Annotated in this window: 28 protein-coding genes; 13 read left to right on the top strand and 15 right to left on the bottom strand. The window is 70.5% G+C overall.

Annotated features, from left to right (window positions below; all coding sequences use genetic code 11):
- Position 1 precedes the first annotated feature (1 nt).
- The 7 genes from AB0C30_RS32995 to AB0C30_RS32965 all read right to left on the bottom strand — a co-directional run bounded on the left by AB0C30_RS32995 (position 2) and on the right by AB0C30_RS32965 (position 7,579).
- Positions 2-907: an ABC transporter permease gene (locus tag AB0C30_RS32995; protein ID WP_357951986.1), complete on the bottom strand. Its 906-nt coding sequence runs from the start codon at positions 905-907 to the stop codon at positions 2-4.
- Entirely contained in the window at positions 904-2,496 is a 1,593-nt protein-coding gene (locus AB0C30_RS32990; protein ID WP_357951984.1) for an ABC transporter substrate-binding protein, read from the bottom strand. The genes AB0C30_RS32995 and AB0C30_RS32990 overlap by 4 nt, the downstream gene beginning before the upstream one ends.
- Positions 2,493-3,626, bottom strand: coding sequence for an MsnO8 family LLM class oxidoreductase (locus AB0C30_RS32985; protein ID WP_357951982.1), 1,134 nt, complete (start codon positions 3,624-3,626; stop codon positions 2,493-2,495). Before AB0C30_RS32985 ends, AB0C30_RS32990 begins: the two co-directional genes overlap by 4 nt.
- Positions 3,623-4,657: an LLM class flavin-dependent oxidoreductase gene (locus AB0C30_RS32980; RefSeq protein WP_357951980.1), complete on the bottom strand. Its 1,035-nt coding sequence runs from the start codon at positions 4,655-4,657 to the stop codon at positions 3,623-3,625. Before AB0C30_RS32980 ends, AB0C30_RS32985 begins: the two co-directional genes overlap by 4 nt.
- Entirely contained in the window at positions 4,654-5,808 is a 1,155-nt protein-coding gene (locus AB0C30_RS32975; RefSeq protein ID WP_357951978.1) for an LLM class flavin-dependent oxidoreductase, read from the bottom strand. The genes AB0C30_RS32980 and AB0C30_RS32975 overlap by 4 nt, the downstream gene beginning before the upstream one ends.
- Positions 5,809-5,866: 58 nt before the next feature.
- Complete coding sequence (locus AB0C30_RS32970) at positions 5,867-7,186, bottom strand: NtaA/DmoA family FMN-dependent monooxygenase (protein WP_357951976.1); 1,320 nt, start codon at positions 7,184-7,186, stop codon at positions 5,867-5,869.
- Positions 7,187-7,306: 120 nt separating this feature from the next.
- Complete coding sequence (locus tag AB0C30_RS32965; protein ID WP_357952190.1) at positions 7,307-7,579, bottom strand: MarR family transcriptional regulator; 273 nt, start codon at positions 7,577-7,579, stop codon at positions 7,307-7,309.
- Between the two features lie 93 nt (positions 7,580-7,672).
- Here AB0C30_RS32965 and AB0C30_RS32960 point away from each other — a divergent pair, with 93 nt between their 5' ends.
- From AB0C30_RS32960 to AB0C30_RS32950, 3 genes are all read left to right on the top strand, one after another.
- Entirely contained in the window at positions 7,673-8,260 is a 588-nt protein-coding gene (locus AB0C30_RS32960; RefSeq protein ID WP_357951974.1) for a helix-turn-helix domain-containing protein, read from the top strand.
- A 36-nt stretch (positions 8,261-8,296) separates the two neighbouring features.
- Positions 8,297-8,521, top strand: coding sequence for a hypothetical protein (locus tag AB0C30_RS32955; protein ID WP_357951972.1), 225 nt, complete (start codon positions 8,297-8,299; stop codon positions 8,519-8,521).
- A gap of 62 nt (positions 8,522-8,583) precedes the next feature.
- Entirely contained in the window at positions 8,584-9,411 is an 828-nt protein-coding gene (locus AB0C30_RS32950; RefSeq protein ID WP_357951970.1) for a TetR/AcrR family transcriptional regulator, read from the top strand.
- On the opposite strand, the gene AB0C30_RS32945 is transcribed toward AB0C30_RS32950, so the two are convergent.
- Positions 9,395-10,147: a PIG-L family deacetylase gene (locus tag AB0C30_RS32945; RefSeq protein ID WP_357951968.1), complete on the bottom strand. Its 753-nt coding sequence runs from the start codon at positions 10,145-10,147 to the stop codon at positions 9,395-9,397. The genes AB0C30_RS32950 and AB0C30_RS32945 overlap by 17 nt on opposite strands.
- A 369-nt stretch (positions 10,148-10,516) precedes the next feature.
- On the opposite strand from AB0C30_RS32945, the gene AB0C30_RS32940 reads away from it, so the two are divergent.
- Positions 10,517-11,317 (top strand): aminoglycoside phosphotransferase family protein, encoded by an 801-nt coding sequence (locus AB0C30_RS32940; protein WP_357951966.1) that lies wholly within the window; start codon positions 10,517-10,519, stop codon positions 11,315-11,317.
- Positions 11,318-11,456: 139 nt separating this feature from the next.
- Here the strand turns inward: AB0C30_RS32940 and AB0C30_RS32935 are convergent, their stop codons facing one another.
- Positions 11,457-12,104, bottom strand: a complete 648-nt coding sequence (locus tag AB0C30_RS32935) for a TetR family transcriptional regulator (protein WP_357951964.1) — start codon at positions 12,102-12,104, stop codon at positions 11,457-11,459.
- Positions 12,105-12,198: 94 nt separating this feature from the next.
- On the opposite strand from AB0C30_RS32935, the gene AB0C30_RS32930 reads away from it, so the two are divergent.
- Positions 12,199-13,686 (top strand): FAD-dependent monooxygenase, encoded by a 1,488-nt coding sequence (locus AB0C30_RS32930; protein ID WP_357951963.1) that lies wholly within the window; start codon positions 12,199-12,201, stop codon positions 13,684-13,686.
- Positions 13,687-13,802: 116 nt separating this feature from the next.
- On the opposite strand, the gene AB0C30_RS32925 is transcribed toward AB0C30_RS32930, so the two are convergent.
- The 3 genes from AB0C30_RS32925 to AB0C30_RS32915 form a co-directional block, all read right to left on the bottom strand.
- Positions 13,803-14,543: an SRPBCC domain-containing protein gene (locus AB0C30_RS32925; RefSeq protein WP_357951961.1), complete on the bottom strand. Its 741-nt coding sequence runs from the start codon at positions 14,541-14,543 to the stop codon at positions 13,803-13,805.
- A gap of 1 nt (position 14,544) precedes the next feature.
- Positions 14,545-15,129 carry a helix-turn-helix domain-containing protein gene (locus tag AB0C30_RS32920; protein ID WP_357649752.1) on the bottom strand — a complete coding sequence of 195 codons (585 nt, stop codon included), beginning with the start codon at positions 15,127-15,129 and terminating at the stop codon, positions 14,545-14,547.
- A 144-nt stretch (positions 15,130-15,273) separates the two neighbouring features.
- Complete coding sequence (locus tag AB0C30_RS32915; protein WP_357951959.1) at positions 15,274-16,758, bottom strand: FAD-dependent monooxygenase; 1,485 nt, start codon at positions 16,756-16,758, stop codon at positions 15,274-15,276.
- 72 nt (positions 16,759-16,830) lie between these two features.
- Between AB0C30_RS32915 and AB0C30_RS32910 the strand changes: the two genes are divergently transcribed.
- Both AB0C30_RS32910 and AB0C30_RS32905 read left to right on the top strand, forming a co-directional pair.
- The gene (locus AB0C30_RS32910) at positions 16,831-17,439 is read left to right on the top strand and encodes a TetR/AcrR family transcriptional regulator (RefSeq protein ID WP_357951958.1); all 609 of its coding nucleotides are present in this window, start codon (positions 16,831-16,833) and stop codon (positions 17,437-17,439) included.
- 330 nt (positions 17,440-17,769) lie between these two features.
- On the top strand, positions 17,770-18,525 hold the full coding sequence (locus AB0C30_RS32905) for a hypothetical protein (protein WP_357951956.1): 756 nt from the start codon (positions 17,770-17,772) through the stop codon (positions 18,523-18,525).
- A gap of 52 nt (positions 18,526-18,577) precedes the next feature.
- Here AB0C30_RS32905 and AB0C30_RS32900 read toward each other — a convergent pair whose 3' ends face one another.
- The gene (locus AB0C30_RS32900; RefSeq protein WP_357951955.1) at positions 18,578-19,180 is read right to left on the bottom strand and encodes a TetR/AcrR family transcriptional regulator; all 603 of its coding nucleotides are present in this window, start codon (positions 19,178-19,180) and stop codon (positions 18,578-18,580) included.
- A gap of 64 nt (positions 19,181-19,244) precedes the next feature.
- On the opposite strand from AB0C30_RS32900, the gene AB0C30_RS32895 reads away from it, so the two are divergent.
- From AB0C30_RS32895 to AB0C30_RS32875, 5 genes are all read left to right on the top strand, one after another.
- Positions 19,245-19,883 (top strand): NAD-dependent epimerase/dehydratase family protein, encoded by a 639-nt coding sequence (locus tag AB0C30_RS32895; protein WP_357951953.1) that lies wholly within the window; start codon positions 19,245-19,247, stop codon positions 19,881-19,883.
- Positions 19,870-20,355 carry a hypothetical protein gene (locus AB0C30_RS32890; RefSeq protein ID WP_357951951.1) on the top strand — a complete coding sequence of 162 codons (486 nt, stop codon included), beginning with the start codon at positions 19,870-19,872 and terminating at the stop codon, positions 20,353-20,355. The genes AB0C30_RS32895 and AB0C30_RS32890 overlap by 14 nt, the downstream gene beginning before the upstream one ends.
- A gap of 373 nt (positions 20,356-20,728) precedes the next feature.
- The gene (locus AB0C30_RS32885) at positions 20,729-21,055 is read left to right on the top strand and encodes a hypothetical protein (protein ID WP_357951949.1); all 327 of its coding nucleotides are present in this window, start codon (positions 20,729-20,731) and stop codon (positions 21,053-21,055) included.
- 20 nt (positions 21,056-21,075) lie between these two features.
- Positions 21,076-22,065: a D-alanine--D-alanine ligase gene (locus AB0C30_RS32880; protein ID WP_357951947.1), complete on the top strand. Its 990-nt coding sequence runs from the start codon at positions 21,076-21,078 to the stop codon at positions 22,063-22,065.
- Positions 22,062-22,748, top strand: coding sequence for a M15 family metallopeptidase (locus AB0C30_RS32875; protein WP_357951945.1), 687 nt, complete (start codon positions 22,062-22,064; stop codon positions 22,746-22,748). Before AB0C30_RS32880 ends, AB0C30_RS32875 begins: the two co-directional genes overlap by 4 nt.
- A 263-nt stretch (positions 22,749-23,011) precedes the next feature.
- Here the strand turns inward: AB0C30_RS32875 and AB0C30_RS32870 are convergent, their stop codons facing one another.
- Positions 23,012-23,470 carry a DUF2637 domain-containing protein gene (locus AB0C30_RS32870; RefSeq protein WP_357951943.1) on the bottom strand — a complete coding sequence of 153 codons (459 nt, stop codon included), beginning with the start codon at positions 23,468-23,470 and terminating at the stop codon, positions 23,012-23,014.
- A gap of 138 nt (positions 23,471-23,608) precedes the next feature.
- Between AB0C30_RS32870 and AB0C30_RS32865 the strand changes: the two genes are divergently transcribed.
- On the top strand, positions 23,609-24,751 hold the full coding sequence (locus AB0C30_RS32865) for a winged helix DNA-binding domain-containing protein (protein WP_357951942.1): 1,143 nt from the start codon (positions 23,609-23,611) through the stop codon (positions 24,749-24,751).
- A gap of 107 nt (positions 24,752-24,858) precedes the next feature.
- Here AB0C30_RS32865 and AB0C30_RS32860 read toward each other — a convergent pair whose 3' ends face one another.
- Positions 24,859-25,248, bottom strand: coding sequence for a hypothetical protein (locus tag AB0C30_RS32860; protein WP_357951940.1), 390 nt, complete (start codon positions 25,246-25,248; stop codon positions 24,859-24,861).
- Positions 25,249-25,410 lie beyond the last annotated feature (162 nt).

Genomic DNA, 25,410 nt, shown 5'->3' with positions numbered 1-25,410 from the left:
CTCAGCCCCCGATCCTGGGGTCGATGGCGCGGTAGGCCAGGTCGAGCAGCGTGCTGATGGTCACGTACGCGATCGCCGACAGCAGCACCACGGCCATCACGACCGGCATGTCCCGGCCGGTGACCGCTTGCATCGCGACCTGGCCGAGCCCCGGGCGGCCGAACAGCACCTCGGTGATCACCGTCCCGCCGAGCAGCGTGCCGGTGAACCACCCGGCCAGCGTCACGGCCGGGATCAGCGCGTGCCTGAGCGCGTGCCTGGCGACAAGGGCCCGCTCGGTCAGCCCGCGCGCCCTGGCCGTGACCGCGAACGGCTGCTCCAGCGCGCGTTCGAGCCCGCCGCGCAGCACCTGCCCGAGCACGCCGGCGATCGGCAGGCCGAGCGCCAGCGCGGGCAGGACGAGCGCCTGCGGCCCCGAGGCGCCGGAGACCGGGAACCAGCCGAACGTGAACGAGAACACCGACAGCAGCACGATCCCGATGAGGAACGGCGGCACCGAGACCGACACCAGCTCGACGGCCGAGGCCGTACCGCGCGACCAGCGGCCCCGGCCCGCGGTGGCCAGCGCGATGACCCCGGCGAGTGTCACCCCGGTCGCCGCGGCGGCGAGCGTGAGCTGGAGCGTCGGGCCCACCTGGGTGGCGAGGATCTCGCCGACACCGCGCTGGAGCTGGTAGGAGCGGCCGAGGTCGCCGTGCAGCAGCCGCCACAGGTAGGACAGGTATTGGACCACCTCGGGACGGTCGAGCCCCCATTCGGCGACGATCCTGGCCCGGATCTCCGGGGTGTCGGCGCCGTCGCCGATCAGGATGTCGATGGTGTCGCCCGGGGCGAGGAGCAGCGCGACGTAGGAGGAGGTGGCGGCGGCCCAGAGCACGGCCAGCCCGGTGCCCAGACGTTTGATCATGTGCCGACCTGGACGTCGTAGGCGTTGCGCGGCGTCCCCGAGCCCGGGTCGAAGCCGAGACCGCGCACGCTGTTCTGGGCGGCCAGCTGGTCGGCGGGCACGTAGATCGGGAAGGCGACGGCCTTCTCCGTCACCACCGCGCGCTGCACCCGCGTGTAGAGGTCCTTGCGGAGTGCCTGGTCGGCGGTGGTGGACGCCCGGGTCAGCCACTTGTCGACCTGGGGGTCGGAGAAGTGGGTGCGGTTGATGGCCCCCTTGCTCGGCAGGATGAGGTTGAGCGCGGCGCCGACGTCGGAGTCGCCGCGGGAGTTCTCGAAGATCTCGTACTGGTTCTCGTCCACGGCCTTCTGCGCTGTGCCCTGGTCGACGATCTTCACCTGGAAGTCGATGCCCGCGCTCTGCTTGACCTGGGCCTGGATGGCCTGGGCGAGGATGTCACGACGGTCCCTGACGTACGGCGCCGCGGAGACGCTGCGTACGGTGAGCCGCTTGCCGTCCTTGACCCTGAAGCCCTCGCTGTCGCGCTGCCGCCAGCCGGCCTCGTCGAGCAGCGCGTTGGCCTTGGCGGTGTCACCGCCGAAGGTGTGCTCGAGCGACGGGTCGTAGAACGGGCTCGCCTTGCCGACGATGCTCCACGCCCTGGTGGCGGTGCCCTGGTAGACGGAGGCGAGGACGGCGTCGACGTCCACGGCCTCGCGGAAGGCCTGCCGTACGCGCTGGTCGTCGAACGGGGCGTGCGAGACGTTGAAGTAGTAGATGAAGGAGGTGCCCGAGTTGAGCGCGGTCTGGAAGGCGTGCTCCTTCTTGATCAGGTTCACGTCGGTCGCGGGGACGCCCTCGATGACCTGCACCTGGCCGGAGGTGAGCGCGCCGACGCGGACCGCGGCCTCGGGCAGGAAGCGGTAGGTGATCTCGGAGAGGTAGGCGGGCCCCTGGTGCCCGGCGCTCGGCGGCGCCCACTTGTAGGCGGGGTTGCGGTGGTAGTGGAGCTCCTGGCCCTGTACGTACCGGTCGAGGATGAACGGCCCGGTGCCCACCAGGTCGGTGCCGCCGAACTTGAGGTTCTTGGCCGTCTTCAGCGACTTGGGCGAGACCTGCCCGCCGTACGGCGAGGACAGGAAGTCGAGGAACAGCCCGTCGGGCTTCTTGAGCGTGACCTTCACCGTGGTGGGCGAGACCACCTCGGCCTTGTCCAAGGCGGCCAGCTGGATCGCCGCGACCGCCGCGTTGTAGCCCGATACCAGGAACTGCTCCAGGTTGGCCTTGACCGCCGCCGCGTCGAACTTCGTGCCGTCGTGGAAGGTCACGTCGTCGCGCAGCTCGAAGGTGTAGGTCAGCCCGTCGGCCGAGACCTTCCATGACTTCGCCAGCCACGGCTGGAACGAACCGTCGCGACCGCGGGACAGCAGCGCGTCGAACTGGTTGAACACCAGCAGCCTGACCTTGTTCTGCGCCCACTGCTGCGGGTTCAGGGTGATGGGCTGCGTCTCGATCGCCCAGGTCAGGGTGGTGCTCTGGGCCTGCTGGGCGGACGGCTGGGAACCGCAGGCGGCCAGGGCGAGCATGAGGACGACCAGGGTCCGCTTCATGCGCGGCCGTCCCAGGCGTCGGCCAGCAGCTCGTAGGAGCGTACGCGGGCGGCGTGGTCGTGGGTGATGGTCGTGACCAGCAGCTCGTCGGCGCCCGTCACCCGCCGCAGCACGCGCAGCCGCTCGGCGACGGCGTCGGGCGTGCCGACGAACCGCGTGTCGATCCGGTCCTTCACCAGCGCCAGGTCCTCGGCGCTCCAGACGTGCGCGTCGGCTTCCTCCGGTGTCGGGTACGTCCTGGCGCCCGCCCCGGTCCTGATGCTGCGTACCCACAGCCCGTACGGCTTGGCCAGCTCGCGCGCGGTCGCGTCATCGTCGGCCACGACGACGTCGGCCGACACGATCACATACGGCTCGGCCAGGGCCTTCGACGGCTTGAACGCCTTCCGGTAGCCCTCGACGGCTTCGAGCACGCTGGACGGGCTGACGTGGTAGTTGGCCGCGAACGGCAGCCCGCGTTCGCCCGCCACCTGGGCGCTCTGGCCGCCGCTGCTGCCGAGGATCCACAGCTCCACCTCCGCCCCCTCGCCGGGGACGGCGTGCGCTTGGTGGTCGCCGTTCAGGAACGAGATGACGTCGTCGATCTGCTCGGCGAAATCGGGCGTCTGAGCGCCGGGCTGCTGGAGCAGCGAGGCGTGGAAGGCCAGCTGCGGGTGGGCCGCGAGCCTGGACCAGTCGAACGGCGGCGGAATGAGCAGCCCATCGACGACCCGCCCCGCCTCTCCGTGAGGTGGGGGCTTCGCCAGGGTGGCGGGCGCGGGCTTGGCCGGGGCGGCCTCGGCGGCGAGTTCGGCGCGGCGTTGGCCGGAGCGGCCGATGCCGAGGTCGATCCGGCCCGGATACAGCGCGTCGATCAGCCCGAACTGCTCCACCACCGACAGCGGCGTCTGGTGCCCGAGCTGCACGGCTCCCGATCCGACCCTGATCCGCTCGGTGGCCGCCGCCACCAGGCCGATGAGCACGGCCGGGGCCGAGCTGGCCACACCGGGGGCGAAATGGTGCTCGGCCAGCCAGTAGCGACGGTAACCGAACGTCTCGGCCCGCCGGGCCAGGTCGAGGGTGTTGAGCAGCGCGTCACGCGCGGTGCCGCCGGAGGGGATGGGGGCGAGGTCGAGGATGGACAGGGTCACGCGGCACCTCCGGGGAACGGCCTGCTGGGGATCTCCTGGCGCAGTACGGGCGCGATCTCCGCCTGGAACAGCTCCAGCGCGTCCCGGTGCTGCTTGGGCGTGAGCCCGTCGGCGTCGGCGTGCAGGTGCATGACCTCGTGCCCGAACCGCTGGTGATAGCGCAGCACCTTGTCGATGATCTGCTGCGGGCTGCCGACCAGGATCGAGCTGCGTTCGATGGCGTCCTCCAGCGTGGCGAAGACCGGCTCGATCCCGAGCTTGGCGAACAGCGCCAGCCGGGCGTCGAAGATCGGCCGGTAGGTCTCGATCGCCTCCTGCGAGGTGCGGGCCGCGTAGTAGCCCGCCGTCCCCGCCCCGACCAGCGCGTCGGCCGGGTCGTGCCCGTAGCGGACCCACTGCTTGCGGTAGTAGTCGATCAGGTCGGCGTACGGTTCGATGGGGTTGGTGACGTTCGCGGAGAACAGCGGGTCGCCGTAGTAGGCGGCCAGGTCCACCGACTCCTTGCTGGTGGCGCTGCCGTGCCAGACCCTGATCGCCCGCTGGAGCGGCCGGGGCCAGGTCTCGGCCTCGGTCAGCGCGGGACGGAACCGGCCCGCCCAGGTGACCTTGTCCTCCCGCCAGAGGCGGCGGAACAGGTCGTACCCCTCGCGGTTGCGGTCCCACTGGTCCTCGGCGGTGACGTGGAAGAGTTGCGCCTGCGCCGCCCCGTTCCCCTTGCCGATGATCAGCTCCAGCCTGCCGTCGGAGAGGTGGTCAAGCGTGGCGTAGTCCTCGAAGGCTCGTACGGGATCGAGCAGGCTCAGCGTGGTGACCGCGGTGAACAGCCGGATCCTGGACGTCTTGGCCGCGATGTGGCTCAGCACCACCGGCGGCGAGGAGGAGATGAACGGCCGCTCGTGCCGCTCCCCCACCCCGAACCCGTCGAAGCCCAGTTCCTCGGCCAGCACCGCGTTGTCGACGACCTCGCGGAACCGCTCGGTGTGCGACCGCTGGTCGTTATGGACGATTAACGTGATGGCCAGAAATTTCATGACACCTCCGCGTAGCGGCTGGCCGGGCGCGGCAGGCCGAGCAGCCCGCGCAGCGTCGTGGCCTCGTACGAGCGCCTGAACGCCCCGCGCCCGCGCAGCTCCGCCGTCAGCCCCCGGGTGATCGCCTCCAGGTCGTACGGCAGCGCGCCGGGACGCAGCCGGAACCCCTCGATCCCGGCCCGCCGCCACTGGAGCAGCAGCTCCGCCAGCTCCTCCGGGGTGCCGGTGAAGATCGCGGCGTCGGAGCGCAGCTCGGCCCCGTCGAGCCCGTCGAGACGGGCCTTGCGCTCCGCCGCGTCGTCGCCCAGGAACACCACCAGGTCGGCGAAGACCCGCAGCTCCGCCGACAGCTCCCTGACCTCCTCGACGATGGCGCGTGCCTGGTCGGCGGAGTGCGGCGTGACGTACACGACGTCGGCGCCGCCCGCGGCGAACTCATACGGCAGGCGGGCATGGGCGAGCGCCGTGACCACCGGCTGGCCCTGCGGCGGCCGAGGCGTGATCGACGGCCCGCGCACCGAGAAGAACCGCCCGGCGAAGTCGATGTAGTGAAGCTTGTCCCGGTCGATGAAACGGCCGGTCGGCAGGTCGCGGATCTCCGCGTCGTCCTCCCAGCTGTCCCAGAGCCGCCGTACGACCTCGACCGCGTCGGCGGCCTCCTCGAACAGCGCCCGGACGTGCTCGTCATCGATCGAGACGGGCCCGTCCAGCCGGGGGAACGCGCGGCGCCCGAAATGCGCCGCCTCGGTGCTTCTGACCGAGATCTGCGGCCGCCACCCGGCTCGGCCGCCGCTGATGTGGTCGAGCGTGGCGATGCCGATCGCCACGTGGAACGGCTCGGTGTGCGTGGTCGTGGCCGTCGGCACCAGCCCGATCCGGCTGGTGAGCGGCGCCAGCCGGGCGGCCAGCAGTACCGCGTCGAAGCGCCCGCGCACCTGGTCGGCCCGCGCGTCGGGCCCGTCCGGCAGGGTCGACTGGAGGCTGAGCGAGTCCTCGATCGTGACGAAGTCGAGCAGCCCCCGCTCGGCCTCGGCCACGAGCGCCGCCCAGTAGCGGGCCGAGAAGATCGCCTCCGGCTGCGCGGACGCCTCGCGCCAGGCGGCGGGATGCCAGCCGGCGCCGTCCAGCGCGACGGCGAGATGCAGGGTCACTGGGGCACCATCCTTCTGGTGGGCATGGTCACGGTGCTCGCTGTCACGGTGCTCGCTGTCACGGCAGCTCCAGGTGCTCGCGCAGCGTGGTGCCGGTGTAGTCGGTACGGAAGGCGCCGCGTTCCTGCAGCAGCGGCACCACGCGGTCCACGAACTCGTCGAGCCCGCCGGGCGTCAGATGCGGCACCAGGATGAACCCGTCCGCCGCGTCCGCCTGCACATGCTCGTCGATCTGCCGGGCCACGGCCGCCGGAGTCCCGACGAACGTCTGCCGCCCGGTCACCTCGATCACCAGCTCGCGGATCGTCAGCTTCTTCTCCTCGGCCAGCGCCCGCCATTTGGCGGCCACCGCCGCCCGGTCGCCGAACGGCACCCGCCCCTGCGAGACACCCTCCGACAGGTCGGGCTCGACGTCCGGCAGCGGCCCGTCCGGGTCGTAGGCCGACATGTCACGACCCCACACCTGCTCGATGAAGGCGGTCGCGGTCTGCGGGCCGACCTGCTGGCGGCGGATGGCGGCCGCGTTCTCGGCGGCCTCCTCCTCGGTGTCGCCCAGCGCGTACGTGGCCGCGGGCATGATCTTCAGCTGGCCCGGCTCCCGGTGGTAGCGCGCCAGGCGGCCTTTGACGTCGGCGTAGAAGGCCCGGCCGTCCTCCAGCGTGCCGTGGCGGCTGAAGATCACGTCGGCCGTGGCGGCGGCGAACTCCCTGCCCTCGTCGGAGTCCCCCGCCTGGATGATGACGGGATGCCCCTGAGGGCCGCGCGGCAGGGTGAACTGCCCTTCGACGGTGAAGTGCGGGCCCTCGTGGTGGACGGTTCCGATGGCGGCGGGGCGGACGAACCGCGCCTGGCTCTTGTCGGCGAGGTGCGCGCCCGGCTGCCAGGAGTCCCAGAGCTCGCGCGAGAGGCGGACGAACTCGGCGGCGCGGGTGTAGCGGTCGGCGCGGTCGAGGTAGCCGCCGCGCCGGAAGTTCTCGCCGGTGAAGGCGTCCGAGGTGGTCACCACGTTCCAGGCGGCCCGGCCGTCGCTGAGGTGGTCCAGTGTGGACAGGCGCCTGGCCAGTTCGTACGGCTCGTTGAAGGTGGCGTTGACAGTGCCCGCGAGCCCGAGGCGCTCGGTGACGGCGGCGAGCGCGCTCAGCACGGTGAGCGCCTCGGGGCGGCCGACCACGTCGAGGTCGTGGATGCGGCCTTTGAGCTCGCGCAGCCGCAGCCCTTCGGCCAGGAAGAAGAAGTCGAACTTGCCCCGCTCGGCCGTCCTGGCCAGGTGGGCGAACGAGGCGAAGTCGATCTGGCTGCCGGAGCGGGGGTCGGCCCAGACCGTGGTGTTGTTCACGCCGGGGAAGTGGGCCGCGAGATGGATCCGCTTGCGCGTCACTGGTCGCGGAGGTTCGGGTGAGTGGAGTGGGACATCGCGCCTCCCTTGAATGCCTATATAAACAGTAGGAAAAGAGGGTTTTTATGTCAATGGCCGCGAGGGAACTCCAGGCGGGCGGCTCTATCCGGGTGGGGTCAGCAGGCCGCGCAGGATGCGGGTGAGCTCGGTCGCGTCGTCCGGCGGCAGGCCGGCGGCCAGCCGGGCCAGGTTGGCGGCGTGCTCGGTGAGCGCGGCGTCGATGACCCGCCGCCCCTCCTCGGTGAGCGCGATGCGGAAGCTGCGCCGGTCGGCCGGGTCGAGACTCCGCTCGACCAGCCCCGCCGCCTCCAGCCGGTCGAGGCGATTGGTCATGCCGGCCCGCGATAGTCGGCCCCCGAACCCACCACGGTGCAGTGGGGCCCCGAACCACCCACGGCCCTCTGGGCGATGGCTTGGATATGCGCAACTTTATTTGCGCAATTTTTCTTTCGCTTCTACGGTGGAGCCATGGCCAAGCACGAGACCCGCCGCCTCAGCGATCTCGACGATCTCAAGGCGTTCACGCACCCACTGCGGTTGAAGCTCTACCGGGCTCTGATCGTGGCGGACACGGCGACCGCCTCCCAGTTGGCCGACCAGGTCGACGAGGCCGTCTCCCTGGTCAGCTACCACCTGCGCAAACTCGCCGCGCACGGCCTCATCGAAGAGGCCGCGCCGCAGACCGGCGACGGCAGGGAGCGCTGGTGGCAGGTCGCCGCGCAGCACGTCAGCGCCCGGGCCCCGTCCCCGGAGGAGGGCCCGGAGATCGTCGCCGCCCGCACCGCCCTGTCCCGCGTGGCCTCCCGGCTCCAGGACGAGATGTACCAGCGCTACCTCGACGAGCAGCCCGCCTGGCCCGCCGAGTGGCGCGGCGCCGCGTTCGCCAGCGAATACCTGGCCTCGCTCACCGCCGAGGAGCTGCGACTGCTCGGCCAGGAGATGGACGCGGTCGTCGAGAAGTGGTGGGCGCACGGCAAGGCCGCCGAGGCGGCGGGCGACACCGAGGGGCGCGAGCACGTCGCCCTGCAGTTCTTCGGATTCCCGTTCCGGGCCTGAGCGTCATGGCCCCCGAGACTTCCAGGAGGTCGGCACATGCACCCCGACATGCACCTCTACACCGAACGCCACAGAGCCACCGAGTTACGGGCCGAGGCCACCAGGTGGCGCCTGCTCCGAGACTGCCGGCGTGAGCTCCCGCCCAGGTGGGCGGCCGGCGTGACGGCGCTCGGCTGGACCATGGTGTCGGCCGGCCTGCGCCTGATCAGCCTGCCCCGGCAGCCACCGCGCACCGTTCCGCGCTTCGGTGATCACCGCTGATATCCTTATGGCGTAAGGAGATTATGGCGTTAGGGATTATCGCGTCCGCAGGGGGTTGTCAGGTGGTGGTCTTCGCCGGCCAGGGAGACGCGCGCCGCTCAATGGCCCTGCTGTGGCGGGCGACGGGGCCGGAGCCGCGCACCGGTCCCGGCCCCAAGCCGGGGCTGAGCGTGGACATGATCGTGGACGCCGCGATCGCGGTCGCCGACGAGCAGGGCATGGCGGCCCTGTCCATGCGCGCGGTGGGCGAACGCCTCGGCCGTACGGCGATGGCCCTCTACACGTACGTGCCCAGCAAGAGCGAGCTGATCGACCTGATGCACGACCGCGCCCTGGCCGAGCTGCCCACCGGCTACGACCTCGGACCGGGCTGGCGGGCGGCCGTGACGTCGTGGGCCGAGGACGTCCGGGCGTTCTACGTACGTCATCCGTGGGTGCTGCAGGTGTCGCAGGCGCGGCCGGTGCTGGGGCCCAACGAGTTCGTGATGATGGAGACGATGGTGGGCGTCCTGCGCGCGACCGGGCTGCGCGCCGGTCCGCTGCGGGGCGTCGTCTCGCTGCTGACCGACTTCGTCCGGGGCGCGGCCAGGACGGTCGCGGAGTCACGGCAGGCGCCGGCGGCGACCGGGGTGTCCGACGAGGAGTGGTGGTACGCCCGATCGGCCCTGCTCGAAGAGGTCGCCCCCGGTTTCGCCGAACGATTCCCGATGGTCGCCTGGATCGAGACCGACGACCCGCCTCCCCCACCGTCCCGCGAAACCCCGCGCTCTGGGCAGGCCACGACATACCTGGAAGACAAGGCACGACCGGCCTTCGCCGCCGGACTCACCGTGGTCCTCGACGGGATCGAGGCGGCCATCGCTCGCGCGGGCGTCAGACCAGCAGGCTGAGCTTCGGGTCGCCGCCGGTGTACCACTCGGTGGCGAGCAGCCGGTCGCGTGTCGCCTCGGGCAGCGCGGTCAGCAGCCCCATCGAGGCGCCGCGCTCGATCTCCGACTCGTGCGCCCGCACCGCCGCCCACTTGCGCTCCACCCATGGCTGGACGTCCACGGTGGCGGTGATCTCGTCGTCGGGTATCCCGGGAAGCGTCTGGTCGCCGCCGGGCGCGGCTCCGAAGAGGTCCTCCCAGGCGGACCGTACGATCGACCGGGGCAGGGTCACCAGATAGAGCGCACCCGGCCGCCACGCTGGGCCGGCGGTGGGATAGAGCTGGTCGTACCCGGCGGCTTCGACGGCCGCCAGGGTCACCCGGTGCGTGTGGACATGATCCGGATGGCCGTAACCGCCGTACCCGTCATAGGTGATCACCACATCGGGCCGGAAGTCTCGGATGTGCCCGACCAGCCGCCCGACCGCCTCGTCCAGCGGCGCGTCGACGAAGCGGGCGGCGCCCGGCGCCGACAGCCCGGCGTTGCCATCGGCGTACCCGAGCAGCCGCGGCTCGCCCGCGCCGAGGATCTCCAGCGAGCGCGCCAGCTCGGCGACCCGGCGCGTGCCCTCGGTCCACGTGCAGGTGACGACGCCCGTCCTGGCGCCCGCGTCGGCGAACCGGGCAAGCGTTCCACCGGTCCACAACGCCTCGTCGTCAGGATGCGCGTGCACGCACAGCAGGCTCGGCTCGGTCACGGATCCCCCTAGATCATCGGCCCGACGCCTGACGACGATACCGGCCCAAAACCCGATGCCACCCCAAAACCCGATGCCGGTCCAAAACCCGATGCCAGCCGAAAGCGCTAACGGCCCGAAAGCGGTCACGACCCGAAGGGCCCCGCCCGCCGGGCTTCTCCGCACCGGCGGACAAATGCGTTGCTCAGCCTTCCCCGGCTGTGGCAGCGTCGGCCAGGACGGTACCCCGCGATCCGGCAGGAGGTGTGGCACATGGCCACCAAGGTCCTCGGCGAAGTCTCGGCTCACACTCCGACGCGAGAGGTCGCCTGAGGCGTACCGGGCTCCTCGCGTTGGAGTGATCTTCCATCACGATCACGAGGAGCAAGAGTGTCTTCCCAACCATCCTTCGAGCCCCTGCTGGGCGCCGAGGGCAATCCCACGCCGGTGGTCCGGCACGGCGACGTCGTGCTGCGCCCGGCCGGGCCGTGGACGGACAGCGTCCACGCGCTGCTGCTGCACCTGGAGAACGCGGGCTTCAGCGGGAGCCCCCGCCTGATCGGCGACGGTTACGACGAGGAGGGACGAGACGCCGTGACCTACATCGACGGCGACTTCGTCCACCCGCACGCCTGGTCCGACGAGGGCGTGTGGCAGGCGGGCCGCCTGCTGCGCGAGCTCCACGACGCGACGGCCGGGTTCCGGCCGCCGCCGGACGCGGTGTGGCAACGGTGGCCGTTCCACAGCTCCGCGCCCGATGCGATCATCAGCCATCGGAACACGGGACCGTGGCACACGGTGGCCCGCGACGGCCTGCCGGTCGCGTACATCGACTGGACCAGCGCCGGGCCGATCGACCGGCTGGACGACGTGGCGGGTGCCGCGTGGTGGAATGCCCAGTTGCACGACGACGACGTCGCGGAACGGCAGGGCCTGCCCGGCGCGGCGGCGCGCGCGGGCCAGCTGCGCCGCTTCCTCGACGGCTACGGGCTGCCCGCCGCCGAACGCGACGGCTTCGTCACGCGGATGATCGAGTTCGCCATCCGTGACTGCGCGTCCGTGGCGGTCAAGTCGCGGATCACGCCCGAGAGTACGGACCCGGACCCGCTGTGGGCCCTGGCCTGGCAGGCGCGGGCGGCGGCGTGGATGCTGCGCCACCGGCCACTCCTGGAGAACGCCCTCGCGGCGTAACCGAACAACGGTGGCTGCCGTTCACCGAACGGCAGCCACCCATGACCCGGTTCACCCGGTAGGTCGCTCCTCGATTCACCGACCGGCGACCGCTCTCCACGCCGCTCCCCGATTCGCCGAACGGCGGCGCCCAGGGGGCTCAGGCCCGGTCTGGCGCGCCCAGGTGGCCCAGCCCGTTGGCCAGCAGGGCGTATGCCCGCTCGGCGTCGCTCACCGCGCCCGGGTAGCGCTCGTCCGCGCTCTCGCCGCCCGCCAGCCGCATGGCGTTGTCAATCGTCAGCGTCCAGTGGACCGCCTGGATCTGGACGGCCGCCACGCGGGCGCTGAGCTCATCGACGCCCGCCGTCTCCCGCAGCGCATTGGCGAGCGCCTGCTCGGCCGCCGCCTGGAACCGGTGCATCCGGGCCGCCAGCGACGAGGTCTCGAAGACCATCCGGTAGAGCGCCACGATCGCGGGTATGTCGTTGAGCCCGCTGGCCGGATCACGCCTGGCCAGCGCGTCGAGGTAGTGCACCCGCAGCGCCTCCAGCGGTGTGACGTCCGCCGCGCGGGACTCGACCACCCGGGCGCTCTCCGTCTCGTGGTCGGCGAACCGCTGCACCACGAGATCTTCCTTGGCCGGAAAGTAGGCGAACAGCGTGCGCCTGGACACCTCGGCCGCCTCCGCCACCTGGGCCACCGACACCTGGTCGTACCCGTGCCGCAGGAACAGCTCGATCGCCGCCTCGGAGATCGCGGCGTGTGTCCGCTGCTTCTTACGCTCGCGCAGTCCGGGCTCGTTCGTCACGCTCGTCACCTTACCAGAAATCTGCACTTGGACTTTTTCTGCACTGGGTATATATTCGCACTCAGACGATCAAACCACGGGAAGAGGGCGGGTCATGAAGGACTTCGAGGTGGTCATCGCGGGTGCCGGGCCGACCGGCCTGATGCTGGCGTACGAGCTGGCGCTGGCCGGGGTCGACACGCTCGTGCTGGAGAAGCTGCCCCAGCGCATCGAGCAGATGAAGGGCGGCGCCGTCCAGCCCCGCACACTGGAGCTGCTGGAGCTGCGCGGGCTGGTGGAGCCGCTGCTGAGCCGGGCTCTGGTACGCGAACCGATCGGTGGCCATTTCGCGACCCTGCCGGTGCCGCTGGACTGCGAGCCGTGGCGGACCCGGCATCCGTACCCGATCGCGGTTCCTCAGTGGGAGATCGAGGAGGTCCTGGAGGAGGCCGCGACCGCCCGGGGCGCGCGCGTCCTGCGCGACGCGGGGGTCACCGCGGTCGAGCAGGACGGCGACGGGGTGACGGTGAGCACCGGTGAGCGGCGGTTCCGGGCCGACTACCTGGTGGCGTGCGACGGCGGGCGGAGCACCGTACGCAAGCTGTTGGGCCTGCCCTTCCCCGGCCGGGACGGGACGTTCGTGGCGGTGCTGGCCGACGTCCGGCTGTCCGCCACGTCGGCGTCGGTCCCCACGGCGCTGGGCCACATGAGCAGCCTGGTCCGCGAGGGCGGCGGCTACTGGGCGATGCTGGTTCCCATCGGTGGCGAGCGTTACCGGCTGACGTTCGGCAGCGAGGAGCAGGGACACTACGACCGCGACGCGCCGGTCACGGAGGAGGAGGTCGCCACCGCGCTACGGGCCGTCTACGGCGAGGAGACCGTACTGCGCGCGGTGGACAACTCCTCGCGCTTCACCGACGCGACGCGGCAGCTGGCGGACTACCGGGCGGGGCGCGTGCTGTTCGCGGGCGACGCCGCGCACATCCACCCGCCGTTCGGCGGGCAGGGCCTGAACCTCGGCGTGCAGGACGCGATCAACCTCGGCTGGCGGCTGGCCGCGACCCTCCAGGGCCGGGCGCCCGAAGGCCTCCTGGACCGCTACCAGGCCGAACGGCATCCGGTGGCCGCCCAGGTGCTGCACCACACGTCCGCGCAGCGCGTACTGAGCATGCCTCGGCCCAGCGCGGACGTGGCCGCGCTGCGCGAGATCTTCAGCGACCTGCTGCGGCTGCCGGACGCCAACCGCCACATGGCGGGCCTGATGTCCGGCCTGTCGCTGGGCTACGACCTCGGCGGCGAGCATCCGCTGGCCGGGCAGCGGGTGCCGGACGCCGACCTGCTCGTCGGCTCGGCGTCGACCCGGCTGTCCGGGCTGTTCGGCGCCGGGCACGCGGTCCTGCTCGACCTGGCCGGGATCGTCCCCGCCGAGTTCCGGCTGCCCGCGCGGGTCGATCTCGTACGGGCCAAGTGCGCGGACGACCTGGGCGCGGCCGCCCTGCTGCTGCGGCCCGACGGCTACGTGTGCTGGGCCGCCGACGACGCCGCCACCTGCGAGCGGACCCTGGCGGCCGCGCTGGCCGAGCACGTGGCCGCACTGGACTGAGCGTCACGCGACCGCCGTAGGTGGAATGAACTCCGCTCGCCGGGCACCGCCTCCCCCGCCGCGCAGGGCCAGGGCGGCGCCCGACGACAGGTCCTCTACGTGGGCTGTGACCTTGTTCAGGCTTTTCGCTCGGCGAAAAGATGATCGAGCCAGGCGTGCCAGGCCGGTCCTTGGTCGCCGGGGCCGGCGAAAAGGTGGTGCGCGGCGACCATCGAGCCGCCGAACCCCTGCAGGAACCGGTAGAGCGCGTCCGGGGTCCGAACACCGAGCGTCTGGGCGTTGGCGTAGTAGACGACGCCTTCGATCGGGGGGAGCCCGGCGGGCGCGAACCGTACGGTGTCGCCCGGCTTGGCGTGGCCCGGGGTGCCGAGCGCGTCGTACAGGATCTCCCAGGCGCGCGGCCAGTCGGCGACGGGCGGCCCGAACTCGGTGACGGGCGTGGCGGTCCGGCCGCGGAAATGTGTCAGGTAGGCGACCAGGGTGGCGAAGAACATCTCCAGCCCTCTGGACATGGCCTCGAACTCGGCCTCCCAGTCGTCGCCCGGCAGGAAGCCGCTGGTCACCATGCGCAGCGTGGTGCTGCCCTGATCGCGCCCCTCGACGAGGAACTCGTAGGCGACGAACCGGCCGTCCTCCGCCGTCGCGCTGGTGTGCGCGAACCGGGCGGGCGGCTCCTCGGCGGTCACGGTCGATTCGGGGATGTACTGGCCGAAGGCGGTACGCACGACGCCGTCGGCCACCTCGTTGCGGCCCATGAACCACGAGTCGATGCCGGGGCCGGTCGCGATGGCCGCCCACACCTCCTCGGGGGTCGCCCCGACCTCGGCCTCCTGGGGAAGCTCGAAGGAATGTCCCACCTCAGCGCTCCTTCAGCGACGGGTGCACGGCGACGACCAACCGGTGGTCGCGACCGCCCTCGGCCGTCTCGTCGTGGTATTTGCTCACCAACGCGGTCACGGCGTCGGCCAGTTCCTCGGCGAAGGCCGCGCGGTCGGCCGCCGAGGCGAACCGTACCTCGCCGTCGATCGCGAACGTCGCCACCCGCTTGCGGGCCTCGGTGGCGCCGGTGATGAGCGTCCCGACGTCGCGGACCAGCTGAGCGGCTACGGCGAGCAGCCAGCGGGCCGACAGCCGATCGGGCGCCTTCTCGGGATCGGGCTGCACCGCGGCCAGCGCGACCGGGGAGATCACGAAGGAGGCGGCCGTGGCCTGCATCACCCGCTCGGTGACGTTACCCTTCTTGCGCTCCTCCACCAGCTCGACCAGCCCGTGCCGCTCCAGCGTGCGCAGATGGTAGTTGACCTTCTGCCTGGCCAGGCCGACCCTGGCCGCCAGCGACGTGGCCGAGCCGGGCTCGACCAGCTCGGCCAGCAGCTTCGACCGCATCGGGTCGAGCGACGCCTCGGCTGCCGCGGGGTCTTCGATCACCGCCACTTCGTACATGGTGAAACGATGGCACCGAAAAAAGTTGTTGTCAAGAAATTCTGGTTGCTCGGCGATCGGCCATGCCTCGCCGACCGCCGGGCAGAAGGCGTCACGCCATACGGACCACCGACCATGCCCCATAGCGACCCGCCGCTTGAGGCGTCAGGCAGGCGGCAGCCAAGCGTGGAAGGCCGCCATCAGGGTGGTGGTGTCGGCCGGGCCGGGGCCGGACGCCCAGGCGACCGTGCCGTCGGGGCGGACGAAGGCGGCCGACAGGCCGTCACGGTCCTCGACGGTCGCCTCGACGATATCCAGCGCGCCTCGCCAAGCGGCCGCCGCCTGCGCGATCTCGGGCTGCGACGGCGCGTGGACGAGCAGCGGCCGGCCCGACGTGGCGAGCTCGGCGAGGGCCCGCGGGCCGCCGGAAGGCAGCGTGAGCCGCAGGTCGGGGCAGGGGCGGCCGGCCAGGGGATGGGTTGCCGGGTACGGGAGGTCGTAGCGGGTGCCGAGCCCGTTCAGCAGCCGCCCGAAGTAGCGGTTGACCTCCGGCAGGTCGAGCAGGTCCGACACGATGTCGCGCATGGCCGCCGCGTGCGCTCCGGGTCGCAGCAGCGCCGACTGGGCGCGGGTGTTGTGCAGGACGGCGGCGCCTACGGGGTGACGTTCGGCGGTGTAGGTGTCGAGCAGGCCGTCCGGTGCGCGCCCGGTGACCGTGGCGGCCAGCTTCCAGCCCAGGTTGACCGCGTCCATCAGCCCCAGGTTCAGTCCCTGGCCGCCGTTGGGAGAGTGGACGTGGGCGGCGTCGCCCGCGAGCAGGACGCGGCCGAGCCGGTAGGTAGCCGCCTGACGGGCGACGTCGGTGAAGCGCAGGGTGTCGCGGACCGCTGTCACCTCAACCTCCACGCCCGTCACCCTGAGCAGGCTGTCGCGCATCTCCTCCCCGGTCAGCGGCACGTCGCGGTCCTCGGGGAAGCCGTCGTGCTCGACCGTCGCCACCATGCCGGGCGCGCTCATGAACATCCCCGCCGGCTGCCACCCCGGCGCGGGCAGCCGCTCCATGCCCGAGATGTCGCCGATCAGCCGCCGTACGACGCTCGTGGGGGCGGTGCCGGGGAAGTCGAACCCGGTCAGCTTCCGTACGGTCGATCGGCCGCCGTCGCAGCCCGCCACGTACGCCGCGCGGACGCGCCGCTCCCCCTCCGGCGTCCGTACGGTCAAGGTGACGCCGGAGTCGTCCTGGTCCAGGTCCGTCGCCTCGTGTTCGCGCCGGACCGTGACGCCGAGCGAGGCCAGGTGCTCGGTCAGGATCCGTTCCAGGTCCGGCTGCCAGATCAGCGCGCCGATCCGCTCGGGTTCCTCCTGGAGGTCGGGGTCGATCTTGTGGATCTGGGCGAAGTGCCCTTTCTCACTTCCGTGGTCGCGCGCCTTGTCGGCGAGCCCCTGTTCCTGGAACTTCGCCAGGTCGTCCCCCAGCCCGCGGCGGCGCAGCGCCTCCGCGGCCAGCGGCCCGATTCCGCGTGCCTTCGGCTCGCTCGTCGGCCGGGCGAGCCGGTCGAGCACCAGCGGCGTTACCCCGGCCAGCCGTAACTCGGCGGCGAGCAGCAAACCCACAGGTCCGGCTCCGACCACCACAACATCGGCGTCCATGCGCCCTCCAAACTAGACTAGACCGTCTAGTCTCGTAGACTAGTACCTATTCGACGAAAGTGGGGACAAGCCATGGCCGACCACGGCCCGCGACGCTCACCGGCCAAGCGCCGAGCCATCCTCGACGCCGCCATCCAGGTCTTCACCGACCTGGGTTACGCCCGTGCGAGCGTCGACGCGATCGCCGCGGCGGCGGGCGTGGGCAAACAGACCGTCTACGGCCACTTCGGCGACAAGGAACAGCTCTTCCTCGCCACCATCCAGGAGGCAAGGTCAGCGATGGGAGGCACGCCGGGCCAGGCCGTAGCCCTCACCGGCGATCCGGGTGCGGACCTGACCGCGCTCGGGGAGCGGACGCTGGACATCGCTCTGTCGCCGCGAGTGGCGGCGCTGCACCGGCTGACCATCGCGGAGGTGGGTCACCATCCGGAGCTGCAGCGCACCTGGCGGGCGAGTTCCTCGTCGCTGGACAGCGACGTCGGGGACTACCTGCGCGCCTGCGACGGTGACGGCAGGCTGCGGGTGCCGGATCCGGCCAGGGCGGCCCGCCAGTTCCTGCACCTGGTGATCACCGACGCGCGGGTCGAGACGGCGTACGGCATGCTGCCCCTGCCACCCGCACGACGGCACGCCATCGCCGCCGAAGCCGCCGACCTCATCGTCCGCGCCCACCGGCCCTGAGCCCGCTCGTAAAGCGGAACGAAACGGCCCTCGGACACAATTTGGTACATGATCGCCTGAGCTGAGCTCTGGCGATCACTGTTTTCTGGCCTGGGTCGTAGGTCATACGTAGGCCGAGCTGCTCGTACACATCAGCCTTGTCCTGCGGATCGGCGCTGTGGAGCAGTTTTCGAAGGTCGCCGAGCTTCGTGACCATCGCAGCGATCTCCTCCTCGGTGAGTGTGCCTGGCTTCAGTTAAAGATCACCGGCTCTGGCCGCCTGAGGCCCGCCAGAGGCGGTGCGTACACCGGGATGCGAGACCGAAATTCCTCTCGCAGTGGAGCAACCGGATGAGTACCAACCTTCGCGAGACGACCCCCAAGGACCGCTCACCGCTCGATGTTGTCGAGCACGCCTTCCAGCTCGTCACGTGCGCTCCCGACGGCCTGGCACTCGATGGCAGGGCCCTCGGTGACGAGCTGCCCGCGCGCCAGATTCCGCTGACGGAGCTTCGCGACCTCCTGATCTCGCGGACGTTGTGCGACGCCACTTGCGACGTCGTCTGGCGCGAGCTCGTAATCCGGGCCCGAGGAGACGACCGACAGTGGTTGGTGGGAGCGGTCGGGGTGGCAGTGCCTGCTCTGCGCCGTATCGCCGGCTGGCTCCGCCTCTACCTCGGTGCCCAAGATTCCGCTGACATCGACAGCGAGATCCTGACCGCCTTCCTCACAGCGGTCAGAAACATCGACCTCACCCGGCCCGACATCCTGCCCCGCATGTGCGCCGCCGCCAGACAGGCCGGTGAGCGAGCCCGGCAGCGCGCTGATTCCAATAACACCCGGCGCCTCTCAGACCACAGCTCCCAAGAGCCAGTCCTGGTCAATGCCGCTCGCGCTGGAGAAGCCGAGTCGGCTTTGACCGTCAGCCGGGCCGGGCGGCCGGCCTCCTGCAGGATCCGGAAGTCGCGGAGCTGGCCGGGCAGGAAGATGTCGTACCAGCCGCCGATCGAGCTGACCGCCGCGCTGGTCCGGGCGACCCGGCGGGTGTGGTCGATGCCCGCCCAGCGGGATGACCCTGCATCCTCGGTGAGGATGTCCTGGACATAGTCCACGCGCCCGGCGCCTGTACGCCCCCAGAACCGCAACCTCTCGGCGCCCGTCACAGGGGTGGGGCGCGATGGCCGCGGAAGGCCGCCTCTAGGGCGACCCGCCAGTGGTGGTCAGCCTGGGGGCGGGGGCCCAGCCGGCCGAGGCGTTCCAGGCTGGCCAGGCCGTGCACCAGGGCGTTGAGGTGGACGGCGATGTCGTGAGGGTCGCAGGGGGCGAACCGGCCCGCGTCTACGCATCGAGCGACGGCCTGTACCAGCGTGTCGAACGTGCCCTGAATCTGAGCCACGGCTGCCTCGTCCGGCTGGAAGTCGGCGAGGGGCCGGCCGAACATCAGCTCGTACAGGTGCGGGTTGTCCAGGGCTGAGGCACGGTAGGCGTGTCCGAGGGCCATCAGGTCGGCCTCGGGGTCGCCGTCGGTGGGCACCCGGGCGAACTCGTCGGCGAGCCGGGCGAATCCCTCCAGAAACATCGCGCGGAGCAGGCCAGCCTTGTCGCCGAAGAGGTTGTAGACGGCCTTGGTGGAGGTGCCGACCTCATGGGCCAGGCGTCGGGTGCTCAGCGCTTGCGGGCCTTCCTGGGCGAGCAGCCGTCCGGCCGCGTCCAGAAGGTCTCGGCGCAACTCGTCGTAGTCGCGGGTACGTGGGCGGGCCATTTGACAATCATATCGCAACGCTGTTTCATAACGATGTTTCCAATCTTGTTAATGGGAGGCCGCCGTGCCCGCTACATCTGATCTGCATGTCGTCCTCGGCGCCGGAGGGGGCGTCGGCGCGTCCGTGGTCCGCGAGCTCGTCTCCCGGGGGCACCGCGTCCGCGCCGTCAATCGCAGCGGCCGGGCGCCCGCGCTGCCCGGGGTCGAGGCCCATCGGGGCGACATCACCACCGCTGAGGGGGCCAGGGCCGCCTGCGCCGGGGCCGAGGTCGTCTACCACTGCGCCTCACCCGCCTACACCCGATGGGTGCAGGAGTTCCCCCGCATGACCGACGCGGTACGGCAGGGCGCAGCCGCCTCCGGCGCGAAGCTGGTCTTCGCCGACAACCTGTACATGTACGGTCCCGTCGACGGGCCCATGACCGAGGCATTACCCCACGCCGCCCGCAACCCGAAGGGCCGGGTACGCGCCGCGATGGCCGAGGCGCTGCTGGATGCCCACCGCTCAGGCGAACTGCGCATTGCCCTGGGCCGGGCCTCCGACCACTACGGTCCCGGCGGTGTCAACACCGTCGTCGGCACGACGGTGTTCGGGGCGGCGCTCGCCGGGAGGTCCCATCCGCTGGGTCGGGTCGCTCGACCAGCCCCACACGCTCAGCTTCCTGCCCGACATCGCCAGGGGCTTGGTGATGCTCGGCTGTGACGCGCGGGCTGACGGCCATGCCTGGCACTTGCCGGCGGCGCCTGCCGTGACGGGCCGGGAGCTCCTCGACCTGGTGATCGCCGAGCTGGGGCAGCCCGGCAGAACGGCGGCGCTCGGCCGCCCGATGCCACGCCTGATCGGCCTGTTCAACCCGACCGTGCGTGCCTTCGGCGAGACGTGGTACCAGCGCGACCGGCCGTTCGTGAGCGACGCCTCGAAGTTCGTCACCACGTTCGGGCCGTTCACCGCGACCCCGCACGCCGTCGCACGCCGCCGCCACCCTCGACTGGTACCGCGCCTGCCCGGCCTCGTGACCGGTGTCAGCGGCCTCCGGCGACAAGCAAGCGCTACACCTCCTGGAGGCGAGGAGAGCCCCACCGGGAATGGGCGGCGCTCACCCTGCTCGCCGAACACGCGCCCGGCCTCGCCCCCACCCCGGTGCAGGCCGCGCTGGACGCGCACCCGCCCATGATCGTGATGAGCCGGCTGCATCAGATCCCGGCCGCGGTGGTGGAAGCGCTCGAGTCCGCCCCCTGGGGAAGCGCCGCGGCCGTGGACAAGACCCGCGCCTGGGCCGACAAACAGCCCGACCTGGCCTCCGCTACAGCCCTGTGGGCAGGGGGACGGAAACGGCGTTGTACCTCGTGCCGGATGTCGGGGTGGTGGTGATGTCCCACACCCCGGCCTGATGCTAGTCCACCTCTTAGCCGACGCTGCTCCGGTGCGCCCAGGGCGGCGATCACTTCCTTTTCTAGATCATCTTGTTAGAGGTTCCTTAGATGCCCCCAATACCGCTCGTTTTGGTGAGCCATGGATCACCGCCTGAGTGTCATGCGTTCCACATCGTGAAGAGCGTCACGCCCGAGGCGGTGATCCGCTGCGAAGGCCGTCTGGCCACGGCCGCTCATGTCGCCCTCGTCGATCCCCATCCGGTCTTCGGCGAGCAGGCGATCACCGCTGCCCTCTATTTACGCAACGCCGGAATGACGGCGGTGGTCGGCGATCCGGGGCTCGTGCCCGACGATCTCGTCCGGCCGATCCATGCGTACATGGCGAAGGCGCGGGCGGACGCGGTGCCCATTCAGACAGAAGTTCTCATCCTGGAGGACGCCATGCATTTCTACGACGACATTAACGCGACCATACGAGAATTCGAGAGTAGGACGTCCTGATGATTCCGCCCAGGAAACCCATGCGCGTGGCGTTGCTCTTCGGCGGGGTGAGCGCGGAACGAGACGTTTCGGTCGCGAGCGCCGCGCAGGTCATGGCCGCCCTGCGCGAGCTCGGGCATCGCGTGGAGGCTTTCGACATCGCGAAGGGCAGGCTCAGCCCGGCCGACGCCGAACGCGTGATGCGGGCCAAGGTCGCGCCCGCGCCCCCCGATCCGGTCAGGCCACCCACCACGGTGGTCGCACCCAGACTGGTGGAGGAGTTGCTGGGCGTGGACGTCGTCTTCCTCGCGCTGCACGGAGGTGCCGGCGAGGACGGCGTCGTCCAGGCCATCCTCGGCTCGGCCGGCCTGCCCTACACCGGGAGCAGGCACCTCGCGAGTGCCGTCGCGATGGACAAGGACATCGCCAAACGACTGTTGTCCACCTCAGGAATCCCCACGCCGGAATGGGTTCTCCTGCGGCCCAATGACGATCTCGACGACCTTCCCTTTGACAGCCCCGTCATCGTCAAGCCCAACGCCCAGGGCTCCTCGATCGGCCTGACCCTCGTCAAAGACCGGGAGGATCTGAGCGAGGCCGTACGGGCAGCCCGCAGGCGCGACGCGGACGTGCTGATCGAGCGTTTCGTGCCGGGCCGCGAGTTCGTGGTCGGCGTCCTGGACGGCAGGGCGCTGGCCGTCGGCGAGATCAGGATGGAAGGTCAGGAAATCTTCGACTACGAGGCCAAATATCAGGTCGGCGGGGCGCTGGAGATCTTCCCCGCGGACATTCCCGCCGCCCTGGACGACGAGCTGCGGTCGCTGGCCGTCCGCGCCCACGAAAGCCTCAGGCTGGGATCGTACAGCAGGGTAGATTTCCGGGCGGACGACAACGGCGGAATCTGGTGTCTCGAGGCGAACACCCTTCCCGGGATGACCGCCACCAGTCTCTTCCCACAGTCGGCGCAGGCGGCCGGGATCCCCTTCCCGGAACTGTGTGAGCGCATCTGCCTGCTGGCGGCGCGTTCATGACGGCGGTCGAGTTCGAGCACGTCGCCATCCGGGAGAACGGGGATCCGTTGACGGATCTGAGGTCCTACCCGTTCGAGTGCTATCCCTCCTACTTCCACCGCGGCCTGTCGCCGACGAGCGCGATGTTCGTACGACAGGCGGTTGCCGGAATGCTGGTGGACATCCAGCGGACTCTGGCGCCGCTGACCTTCAAGATCTGGGACGGTTACCGCCCCAGGCTCGTGCAGCGAAACATCTTCGAGGACTATCTGGCCACCTTGCGGGCGGACCATCCGGACACGGACGAGGAGGAGTTACGGAAGAGGGCGGAGGTCTTCGTCACCGACCCCGGCAGCTCGCGGCGCATTCCTCCACACGCCACCGGGGGAGCCGTGGATCTGACCCTGGTGGACGCATACGGGCGCGAGCTCGACATGGGCACGCCGTATGACCATTTCGGGCCGGAGTCGGCCGCGCTCTACTTCGAAGACAACGCCTGGAACACGATCGCGCGGAGCAACCGGCGGATTCTCCGGGACGCGATGACGGGCGCCGGCTTCCGGTGCGACGCCGATGAATGGTGGCACTTCGATTTCGGCAACCAGATCTGGGCTGCGCACTTCAGCGCGTCGGTCGCGCGTTACGGCGAGATCGAGCAGCCGAGGCTGGAGCGCGGGGTCTCGGCTGAGCTTTGGGGTGGCTAGGCTGCTGGTCATGTAAGCGGCCATGAATGCACGTTGCGATCCCTCCAGGGTGATGAGTGACCCTAGGGTAAAGTCCCAGGTCAAGGCTCGCACAGCAGGGCATCAATAACGCCATAGCGATGTCCTTTCCGGATGGTAGACCTCCGTCCGGGCGTCGGTTCTCCTGCGCCCACCGCCAGGCAGAACGGTGAAGACCTAGAGCCTCGATATCACTGCGACCCACTCCGCGCACAGGCAGATCACCGATGGCTTCGCCTGCACATTCACGAACAGCTTGATTCTGCGGCCGATAGGTCTTCCACAGCGTCCGCCACGCGCTTCGACGCGGCTGAGAGCCGACGGATCTGAGACATCAAGAGTTTGTAGCTACCGATGAGAGCCGCACTTGGCCATGCAGCGATAATCCGGCCGATCAGGCTGGGCTCCGCGACCGCGACGTTAGCGGCGAGGCTGGCGAGGCTGCCGACCCCGAGCATGATCCACGCCAGCACGCCACCGCACGAACCGTACCGGTTGGCCAAGAGGATGGACATCGAAGCGACAACGATCGTGCCGTCCACCGCGAGCGGGATGAGCACCACCGCCAGGCGATCCTCACCGTGCCGGAGACAGAGCTCATGCATGTGACGGAACGACACGACCGCCGCGATGGCCGCAAGGAAGAGAACTCCCGTGATCGTCGTGCGCCGGATGTGACACACGGCCCGCACATTCGGCTCCATCCCTGCTCAGCCTTCCCGACCCGGGAGAACGAGCGTCGTAGAGGCGCTGAACGGCATGTACGTATCGAGTGTGTCCCCCTGCGACACCGCTCGAAACGCGGAACGAATCTTGCCGCATTACTCCATAGGGTCGGTCTCATGATGAAGATGTCGTGGTCCCAGGTCAGCGCCAGGCGGTTGGAGCGGCACGGCCTGGCCGCCCCCGCGAAGGACGCCACTCCGGCAAACGTGGTCGCCGCCATGTGCGGCGCCCATGCCCAGGTGATGTCGGCGGCCGAGCTGTCGATCGGCCTTCGCCTGGAGGGCGTCACGCGCGCCGGGGTGCGCGAGGCGCTGTGGGGCGAGCGCACTCTGGTCAAGACGCACGGCCCGCGCGGCACCGTACACCTGCTGCCCGCCCGCGACCTGCCGGTGTGGGTGGGAGCCCTGTCGACGCTACCGGTCGCGCACTCGGTGTTCGCCCACGACGTACGCCTGACCTCCGCGCAGACCGACCAGGTCGTGGAGGCGATCCGCGAGGTGCTGATGACCGGAGCGGCCCTGACGATCGACGAGCTGAGCGACGCGGTCGTGGCCACCACGGGACCGTGGGCCGGAGACCTCGTCATGCCGGCCTTCCAGACCATGTGGCCGCGCTGGCGGCAGGCCATGGCGACGGCGGCGCACCGAGGGGCGTTCGTGTTCGGCCCGGCGAGGGGGCGCAAGGTCACCTATATCGCCCCGCCCACGGATTGCCACACAGTCAAGCCGGTCGACGACTGTCTGGTTGAGCTGGTCAACGCCTATCTGAGGGCGTACGGTCCCGCCACGCCCGAGCAGTTCGCCAAGTGGATCGGGGCGCCGGTCAGGTGGGCGGCCGCGGGCTTCGCGGCGGCCGAGCCGGAGCAGGTGCTGTTCGATGGTGTTCCGGCCTGGGTGGCGGCCGGTGACACCGAGGTGCCGGACGAGCCGCCGAGGGGTGTACGGCTGCTGCCGTACTTCGATGCCTATGTCGTGGCCGGGAGGCCGCGCGAGCTGCTGTACCCGGGCCCGGCCGCCGCGCGGGCGCTGAACGGCGGCCAGGCGGGCAACTTCCCGGTGCTGCTCGTGGACGGGCAGGTGGCGGGGGTGTGGCACCAGCGGCGGTCCGGCCGCCGGTTGGCCGTCACGGTGGAGTCGCTGCGCGAGCTCACCCCCGCCCAGCTGCGCGAACTCGACGAGCAGGTGGCGCTCACCGGACAGATCCTGGAGGGCGAACCCCAGCTGACGCTCGGCCCGATCACCGTGGGCGGCCACGCTTGACGTTGACCGATCTCATCGCCGTCGGTGTCACGCTGAGGCCGACAGCCGGCTGCTCGCGTGAGGATCCATCGAAAGGTGGACTGCGAAAAGGCCGGGAAGGGAACGTCCTAGCCGAGGAAGACCACCTGGAAACTGGTGTTCGACAGCGCCGCGAAGCTGCAGGGCTGGGTGCCGAACACGTACTGGCAGGGCCCGGGACCCCAGGAAGTGATGTCTCCGTCGGGGGTCAATCGCACGGTTGATCCGACGGGCACCATGTACTGGCAGTTCGAGACGGAGCAGGTGCCGGTCGGTGATCCGTTGACGCGGATGCTCACAGAGCCGTAGGCGCCGCGCAGTTGCAGGTTCACGGCGACGTCCGCGAAGGCGCGGGCCGCGTCGGCGGGGAGAACGGCCGCGACGATCAGCGCGGATGCGATGAACGATGCCGCTCGCCGCCGTATACGCCGTATTCGCCGCACGTCGAGCCGGCTGTGAGCGGAAGTCGATGCTGTCATTGGCGTGGACCCTCCGTGAATGTTCGACTGACTTGTCCGGGACCAGGAGTGAGGGTGGTCGGCTCCGGATACCGGCCGCCGATATGCCGACCGTGAGGCGTCATGCCCCCGCTCCGCAACGGCCGCCGAATCATCCGTACAAGCCCGTACAGGGCGGCTGTA

The sequence above is a fragment of the Nonomuraea sp. NPDC048901 genome (assembly GCF_040649695.1).
Taxonomy (GTDB): domain Bacteria; phylum Actinomycetota; class Actinomycetes; order Streptosporangiales; family Streptosporangiaceae; genus Nonomuraea.
This window is presented reverse-complemented; position numbering and strand designations above follow the sequence as displayed.